The organism is Streptomyces sp. NPDC054813 (assembly GCF_053611365.1).
This window is the reverse complement of record NZ_JBSHAF010000033.1, coordinates 97,156-103,614: the sequence shown is the minus strand read 5'-3', so window position 1 is coordinate 103,614 and position 6,459 is coordinate 97,156. Positions and strand designations below refer to the sequence as shown.

Sequence of the window (6,459 nt, the reverse complement as noted above, 5' to 3'; positions counted from 1 at the left end):
CACGATCCATGGACGCGACTGATGTTTCCCCACGACCAGACCAACGACCATCCAAGCCGAAAGTCACATGATCAACGACTTCTGTTAGGACCTCTTAGGCCGTGTATCGAAAGTGGATCTTGGGCTGTGAATGATCACGGTTCATGGGTCGGGGAGATCTCACGGACGAGCAGTGGACGGTGCTGGAGCCGTTGTTGCCGAAGGGAGCCAGGGCAGGACGGCCGCCCGTCTGGCCTCGACGGCAGTTGATCGACGGCATACGGTTCCGGGTCCGGACCGGCGTTCCATGGCGGGACGTCCCCGTCGAGTACGGACCATGGAGCCGGATCTATGACCTGTTCCGCCGATGGCAGCGGAACGGCACGTGGCAGCGAGTCCTCACCCGGCTCCAGTCCCTGGCCGACGCGAAGGGTGCGATCACGTGGGACCTGAGCGTCGACTCCACGGTGTGCCGCGCCCATCAGCATGCGGCCGGCGCTCGCAAGCAGGGCGACCTGCAGAAAGAACCACCGGGTGGCGTCTTCACGGAGCCCCGTGATCACGGGCTGGGTAGGTCGCGCGGCGGGTTCACCACCAAGCTGCACCTGGCCGTCGAGCAGGGCCAGAAGCCCATGTCCATCGTGGTGACGGCAGGGCAGCGTGGGGACTCGCCGCAGTTCGAACCGGTGCTGGAGAAGGTCCGTGTGCCCCGCATTGGGCCGGGCCGGCCACGCGTCCGCCCCCAACGGGTGCGTGCTGACAAGGCGTACGCCTCCCGCAGAAACCGCGCCTACCTGCGCCGACGCGGGATCCGATGCACCATCCCGGACAAGGCCGACCAGGCGCGCAACCGCCGAAGGCTCGGCTCCCGCGGCGGCCGGCCGCCGCATTTCGACCCGGTCGACTACCGCGAGCGCCATGCGGTCGAGTGCGGGATCAACCGCCTCAAAAGACACCGCGCTGTCGCCACGCGATACGACAAGCTCGCCGTCCGCTACGAGTCGACCGTGCTGATCGCAGCTCTCAACGAATGGCTTTGACCCAAGACGGCCCTTCTGCCGTCGTTCACCAGTCTCGACCGGAGGTCAGCTCTTCAGCATCCGCGTCCATGAACCCGTATGCCGACGCGACGAAGCGAAACTCGTCACAGATCCACTCACGCGCCACCGTCTCGATCCCGCTCCCGGCCGCCATGAACTCCCTGTCCAGCAGGTTGAACTCGCCGGTCGCATCCTGAGTGAGCGCATACAGAGTCTCCAGATCCGACGGCTGCTCGACCTCAACGCGTTCGCACAGCCGCAGCAGGATCGCCTTCCCTTGATCGACCACACGATCAGGGAAGTACGAGTCGTCGTACATCTGCCGCAGGAATGCGTGTCCCGCTATCTGCCGGTTTGTGATCGACACCGCGCCTCCCTACCTCCGCGAAAAGCTGACCCGCCGATCATGCACGGCACCACTGACAACGACGCCAGACCCTACGCGGCAAGCACTTTCGCAACAGGCCCTAGTGCCGAGAGAACTTCTGCGAGTGGCGAGCTGGGCGAATACGGGCGGTTCACGCGTCGCCGGGCGGCTCTCTCAACCGACTGTCGGTGAGAGACCCGAACCGGAACCCGCGCTGCCGCTCACCACGGTTCCGGTGTTCCCCCGAGGCTGTTATCCCCATAGGGAAGCGAGCCTGCGCCATTCCTCCCTCGGGAGCTTGTCCCTGTGGGTGCCGGTGACCACCTGGAGGGCCACGTGGTCCCCGCCTGCCTGATGGAAGGTGTCGATGCGGTCGCGGATGCGGTCCTCGTCGCCCCAGGCGAAGACCGCGTCGATCAGGCGGTTGCTGCCGCCCTCGGCCAGGTCGGCCTCGGTGAAGCCGTGCCGCAGGAAGTTGTTGGTGTAGTTCGGCAGGGTGAGGTACATGGCGAGGGCGCCGCGGGCCAGCGCGCGGGCCCGGGCCGGGTCGGTCTCCAGAACCACTTTCAGCTCCGGGGCGAGCAGCGGGCCCTCGCCGAGGATCTCGCGGGCCTGGGCGGTGTGTTCGGGCGTGACCAGGTAGGGGATGGCGCCGGCCGCCCGCTCGCCGGACAGCTTCAGCATCTTAGGGCCCAGCGCCGCCAGCACCCTGCTGTCGGCGGCGACGCCGGCCTCGTCCAGCTCGTCGAGGTAGCCGGTCATCGCCGCGTACGGGCGGCTGTAGTCCTTCACCAGCGGGCCGTGGCTCACGCCGAGACCCACCAGGTAGCGGCCTGGGTGCGCCGATGCCACCTCGGCGAAGCCGGCCGCGGTCGTGGCGGCCTCCTGCTGCCAGATGTTCAGGACGCTGGTGCCGACGAGGATGCGGCGCGTCGCCCCGATCAGCGGAGCGGCATGGTCGGCGGTGCTGTTGTTGCCGAGCCAGATGGCGCCGTACCCGAGTTCCTCCAGCTCGGCCGCGGCCTCGTCCAGTTCTCCACGCCGGGCCGGGTCCTCCGAGCGCAGTTCGACGCTCCAGGCGCCGTACCGGCCGGCTCGCTGCTTCAGGGGGACTGTGGTGCCGCTCATCGAGTGTTCCCTCCGGGTGGTGGGCTGTGCCGTGATCATCACGTCTCCAGCCAATGCCGACCGGAGGGCGTCCCGGGTCGATTCCCGCCGTTCCCTCAGTTGGTCGAACGGCCCATGAGACGTCGGACACGCACGAGCCCGCCACTGTGGTGGCGGGCTCGTGCGTGTCCGGGTGTGAGTAGTTGGCGTACAGAAAGTGCCGATCACGGCGTCGACCAGCCCCTGCTGGCGAAGGCGGATTTCAGCGGCGGCAGGTCGTGCGGACGCAGGCCCCACTGGCAACCGGTGCGGCCCCGATGGACGAGCGCGTTGACGATCTCCCGCATCTGTCGGCGAGTCTCAGCGGACGGAATGACTTGCACCCAGCCCAGGTCAGCGCCCCTCCAGCAGGAGAACACGCCGGACGATGCTTCCGAAGGCGCCCACAGCGTCCTAGCTAGCGGAGGTGCCGATCACCGACCTGACACTGCTGCGTGACGAGCCCGAGGTCTTCGGCCGGTCGCCTCCAGCCCCACCGCTTGGCGACCGCTTCCGGGCATCGATCCATCCGCACTCGGCGTTCTGCGCGCGGCCCGTGCCACCCCCCGCGAGACCGCCGGGCTGTAAGCCCAGGAGAACCGGGAGGCAATACCGCCCTCCCGCACAGGCGAACGCGAACTGCCCTGCCTGATCCCGGCCCATCGATACCACGCAGGTCACCTGCCGCTCCGAGACGGAGCACCCGGCGCAGTCCCTCCTGGCGAGTCGCCGTTCATGAACTGCGTGGGCATGCAAGATCCTCAAGGTCACATGGGTCGAGAAGGCAGCTCTCCGCGAAGGATCTGGCCGCGTACCGGGCCAAGGCGAGCCGAAGGCGGAGCGCATCCAGAAGTACGGGATTGCCGAGGGGGCGAGGACGAGCAGATGGAACCGGATGACGCGGTCAAGGAGACCGGGCGTGGGCGGGATCCGCGAGCGGGAGATGCGGCCGGGTGCCGCTGCCGCGGGTCCATGATCTCGTGATGCGAAGGTTTTTCCCGGCAGCGTGTCGATCGGTGGGTCTCCCGTTCGACGCTCGGGTAGAGGCACGACCCGCGAAGCGGAATCCGGACAAGCCGTGGCTCTGGGATCAACAAGTGCTGTCCGTTCGTCGATCAGCGGTGGGTCGCCGACCGCACGGCCGGACGCCGACCGCCGGACGCCCCAAGGAGAGACCATGCAGATCCGCGCGCGTATGAGCATGAGTGCCGATGGGTACGTGACCACACCGAACGGGTGGCCCGCCCTGACTGCCGACCCCGCGTTCGTCTCCGGTGAAAGCCACGGTATCCGGGAGTTCCTCGAAGGCTGCGAGGCGGCGCTGATGGGCCGCACCACCTTCGAGCCCGCGCTGACCAACAACCGTTGGCCATGGCCGGCCCTCGAGGTGTTCGTGCTCGGCTCACACCGTCCGGACGGCACCCCCGGTCATGTCACCACCGACAGTGACCCGGTACGGCTGCTGGACAGACTCCGCTCGGCCAACCGGGGCGGCGACGTCCACCTCATCGGGGGCCCGCGGACGATCGGGACGTTCCACGCCCTCGGCGCACTCGACACCCTCGAACTGGTCGTGCTGCCGCTGCTGTTCGGCGGTGGGATGCGACTGACACCCATGCTCGGTCCTGACACCGGGCTGACCTTCCGGCGCGAGCGTGCCCTCCCCGGCGGTTCAGTGGAGATCGTCTACTCCTGCCGAGGCAGTCGCACCGAACTTCCGGGCAAGCCTGCCGGCCAACGCTGATCACGGCCACGCCGCGGGACGCACACGGCCGCTGGTGGGCCGCGGGACCGCACACCGCCGTCGCACGAAAGGACCCGAGCGGCCTCCACGTCTTCCCCTCCTGCTCCGCGGTCCAGGTGATCGCCGACGCCGTCACGAAGGCCGGAACCTCGGACGACGCCGACAAGGTCGCCGAGGAGATCCACAACGGCACCTTCGGGCCGTGGTGCTCAGAGCGTGCCTTGGGTCGGGCGAGCGGGCCGCCGAACGGGGCGCCGCCCGCGCCGTAGCAGGTGCCCAGCCTGTCGTCGTAGCCGCGGTCGCCGAGATGCTTCTCGCGGTCGAGCTCCGGGGCGTCCTTGCCAGGGCGGTCGGAGCGCAGGTGGACGCGGTGGCGTATGAGCGGCGTGGCCGTTCGTCACTCCGCCCCGCAGGTGCGAGCGGGTCCCAGGGCGGTGAACTCCTACCAGCCCGGTGTCACCTCTGACGGTCCATGGGGCCGACGCCCACGGCGCTCATGCCGCGTCGTACCGGGCGACGATGCGGGTCACCGTGACCGTGACGGAGACCGGCTCCTGGGTGGCGAGGTGGGAGATGACGGCGGTCCGCACCCGGCCGTGTACGTTGCGGGCGACGTCCAGGGCCCGCCGGCCTTCGGCGAGGGCGCAGCGCACCTCGATGTGCCATCCCGAGCCTTCCGGCGCCCGCTCGGCTCGAACGCCTGCTTCGGGAGTCGTGCGGTGAGACGCGGTGGACGTCCGGGTGGGCGCGGCGGCTGCCGCGAGGCGTTGGGCGAGTCGGGGCTGCAGGCCGGTGACGCCTGGAACCGCGAGGGCTGCCTCGGCCGCGACGCCGAGGATCGTGGCCGGGCCGACGGTGGTCATCACGCACCACCACCGGTCCGGAGGCCGGCGCCGAGGGGCGGCGGCCACCGCTCGGGAACATCGACCACGGCGATGTCGACGGCCGTCACTGCGAGCCCCAGATCCTGACCGGCCGAGTGAAGGACCGATCGGCGCACCTGATGTACGCGCTCGGGCAGCGGACGGTCGAGGTCGGCGACGAGAGTCATGGCCACCCGGACGTCGGTGCCCTCGCCCGCAGACGTGAGCCGGCAGGCCGCGGCCCTCGCACCGGGTACCGTGTCCGCGGCCTGGCGCAGCACCTTCGCCGCGGCACTCTCGGTGATCCGCAGGTCCCGGTCCGGGTCGGCCAGGGGCAGCAGCAGTCCCAGCCTGGCCTCCGCCCTGACGGCGTTCATGACGCGGTCGGCGAGTGCGGACAGTCCGGGAGGGTCCACGGCGCGCAGCGCCCGGCTGGCCGCGTTCACCGTGGCCAGCCCCTCGACGGCCTCCCGGCAGTGCGGACAGGAGACGGTGTGCGGGTCCCCGACCGACGCCTCGTCCTGGGCCTGTTCCCAGACCCGGCTGAGGAGGCGGCCGCAGGGCAGCGCCTCGTCCCCCGGAAACGGTGGCACGTCGGCGGCGGCCGATCCGGTGCGGGGCCCGTCGGCTCCCGGCGGTTCGGACGGCTGTGTGTGCGGGTCGTCTAGCGCCATGGGCCCATCGCCTCCTGCAGGGATCGGCGTGCCCGGAACAGTCTGCCGCGCACTGTCGGCTCGCTGGTCCGCGTCTCGTGGGCTATCTCCTTGTAGGGCAGGCCCTGCACCTCCCTCAGGATCCAGCAGATCCGCTGCCCGGCGTCCAGCTCGGCGAGCGCGCGGGTCAGGGCGGCGGCGGTCGCGTCCCGCTCGGCGGACCGGTCGGGCTGGCTCCACGGGTCACCCGCCACGGGTTCGACGACGGTGTTCAGTGAGAGGGGCGGCAGCCGGCGCCGGCGCATGGCCAGGCAACGGTTGACCGTGATCCGGTACATCCAGGTATGGAACTCCGCACTGTGGCGGTATTCCGGCAGTCGCCGCCAGGCGCTGACGAAGGCGTCCTGGACCGCGTCCTCGGCGTCCTGGGGGTTGCCGAGCATGCAGCGGGCCAGAGTCAGGAGGGACCGGCTGTGCCGTCGGACGAGAACGGCGAAGGAGTCCTCGTCTCCCTCGGCCGCCCGTACGGCCAGCAGTCCGTCCGGCAGGTCGCATGCCAGCCGTGGCGAAGCGGTGCGTTCGATCATGACAACTCCCGCACAGGGCTTGGAACGAGCAAGTACCCCTACACATTCATGTGATGCACATCACACGGGATGCGTGTGAG

At 69.6% G+C, this 6,459-nt stretch carries 7 protein-coding genes; 2 read left to right on the top strand and 5 right to left on the bottom strand.

Annotated features, from left to right (window positions below; all coding sequences use genetic code 11):
- The first annotated feature begins 143 nt into the window (after window positions 1–143).
- Window positions 144–1,019 (top strand): IS5 family transposase, encoded by an 876-nt coding sequence (locus tag ACWGJB_RS43660; protein ID WP_453385591.1) that lies wholly within the window; start codon window positions 144–146, stop codon window positions 1,017–1,019.
- 25 nt (window positions 1,020–1,044) lie between these two features.
- On the opposite strand, the gene ACWGJB_RS43655 is transcribed toward ACWGJB_RS43660, so the two are convergent.
- Together ACWGJB_RS43655 and ACWGJB_RS43650 are read right to left on the bottom strand one after the other, a co-directional pair.
- The gene (locus ACWGJB_RS43655) at window positions 1,045–1,386 is read right to left on the bottom strand and encodes a DUF5713 family protein (protein ID WP_453385590.1); all 342 of its coding nucleotides are present in this window, start codon (window positions 1,384–1,386) and stop codon (window positions 1,045–1,047) included.
- Between the two features lie 252 nt (window positions 1,387–1,638).
- Complete coding sequence (locus ACWGJB_RS43650) at window positions 1,639–2,514, bottom strand: LLM class F420-dependent oxidoreductase (RefSeq protein ID WP_453385589.1); 876 nt, start codon at window positions 2,512–2,514, stop codon at window positions 1,639–1,641.
- 1,195 nt (window positions 2,515–3,709) lie between these two features.
- Here ACWGJB_RS43650 and ACWGJB_RS43645 point away from each other — a divergent pair.
- Complete coding sequence (locus tag ACWGJB_RS43645) at window positions 3,710–4,276, top strand: dihydrofolate reductase family protein (protein WP_453385588.1); 567 nt, start codon at window positions 3,710–3,712, stop codon at window positions 4,274–4,276.
- Window positions 4,277–4,770: 494 nt separating this feature from the next.
- On the opposite strand, the gene ACWGJB_RS43640 is transcribed toward ACWGJB_RS43645, so the two are convergent.
- From ACWGJB_RS43640 to ACWGJB_RS43630, 3 genes are read right to left on the bottom strand one after another with little or no spacing between them, the layout of a single operon-like run.
- The gene (locus tag ACWGJB_RS43640) at window positions 4,771–5,139 is read right to left on the bottom strand and encodes a hypothetical protein (RefSeq protein WP_453385587.1); all 369 of its coding nucleotides are present in this window, start codon (window positions 5,137–5,139) and stop codon (window positions 4,771–4,773) included.
- Entirely contained in the window at window positions 5,139–5,813 is a 675-nt protein-coding gene (locus ACWGJB_RS43635; RefSeq protein WP_453385586.1) for a hypothetical protein, read from the bottom strand. The genes ACWGJB_RS43640 and ACWGJB_RS43635 overlap by 1 nt, the downstream gene beginning before the upstream one ends.
- Window positions 5,804–6,379, bottom strand: a complete 576-nt coding sequence (locus tag ACWGJB_RS43630) for an RNA polymerase sigma factor (RefSeq protein WP_453385585.1) — start codon at window positions 6,377–6,379, stop codon at window positions 5,804–5,806. Before ACWGJB_RS43630 ends, ACWGJB_RS43635 begins: the two co-directional genes overlap by 10 nt.
- Between the last annotated feature and the right edge of the window lie 80 nt (window positions 6,380–6,459).

What these genes read in the sequence shown, in the direction of transcription:
- ACWGJB_RS43635 (WP_453385586.1), bottom strand. Translation starts at nt 5,813, where the DNA reads ATGGCGCTAGACGACCCGCACACACAGCCGTCCGAACCGCCGGGAGCC.
- ACWGJB_RS43650 (WP_453385589.1), bottom strand. Translation starts at nt 2,514, where the DNA reads ATGAGCGGCACCACAGTCCCCCTGAAGCAGCGAGCCGGCCGGTACGGC.
- ACWGJB_RS43645 (WP_453385588.1), top strand. Translation starts at nt 3,710, where the DNA reads ATGCAGATCCGCGCGCGTATGAGCATGAGTGCCGATGGGTACGTGACC.
- ACWGJB_RS43630 (WP_453385585.1), bottom strand. Translation starts at nt 6,379, where the DNA reads ATGATCGAACGCACCGCTTCGCCACGGCTGGCATGCGACCTGCCGGAC.
- ACWGJB_RS43660 (WP_453385591.1), top strand. Translation starts at nt 144, where the DNA reads ATGGGTCGGGGAGATCTCACGGACGAGCAGTGGACGGTGCTGGAGCCG.
- ACWGJB_RS43640 (WP_453385587.1), bottom strand. Translation starts at nt 5,139, where the DNA reads ATGACCACCGTCGGCCCGGCCACGATCCTCGGCGTCGCGGCCGAGGCA.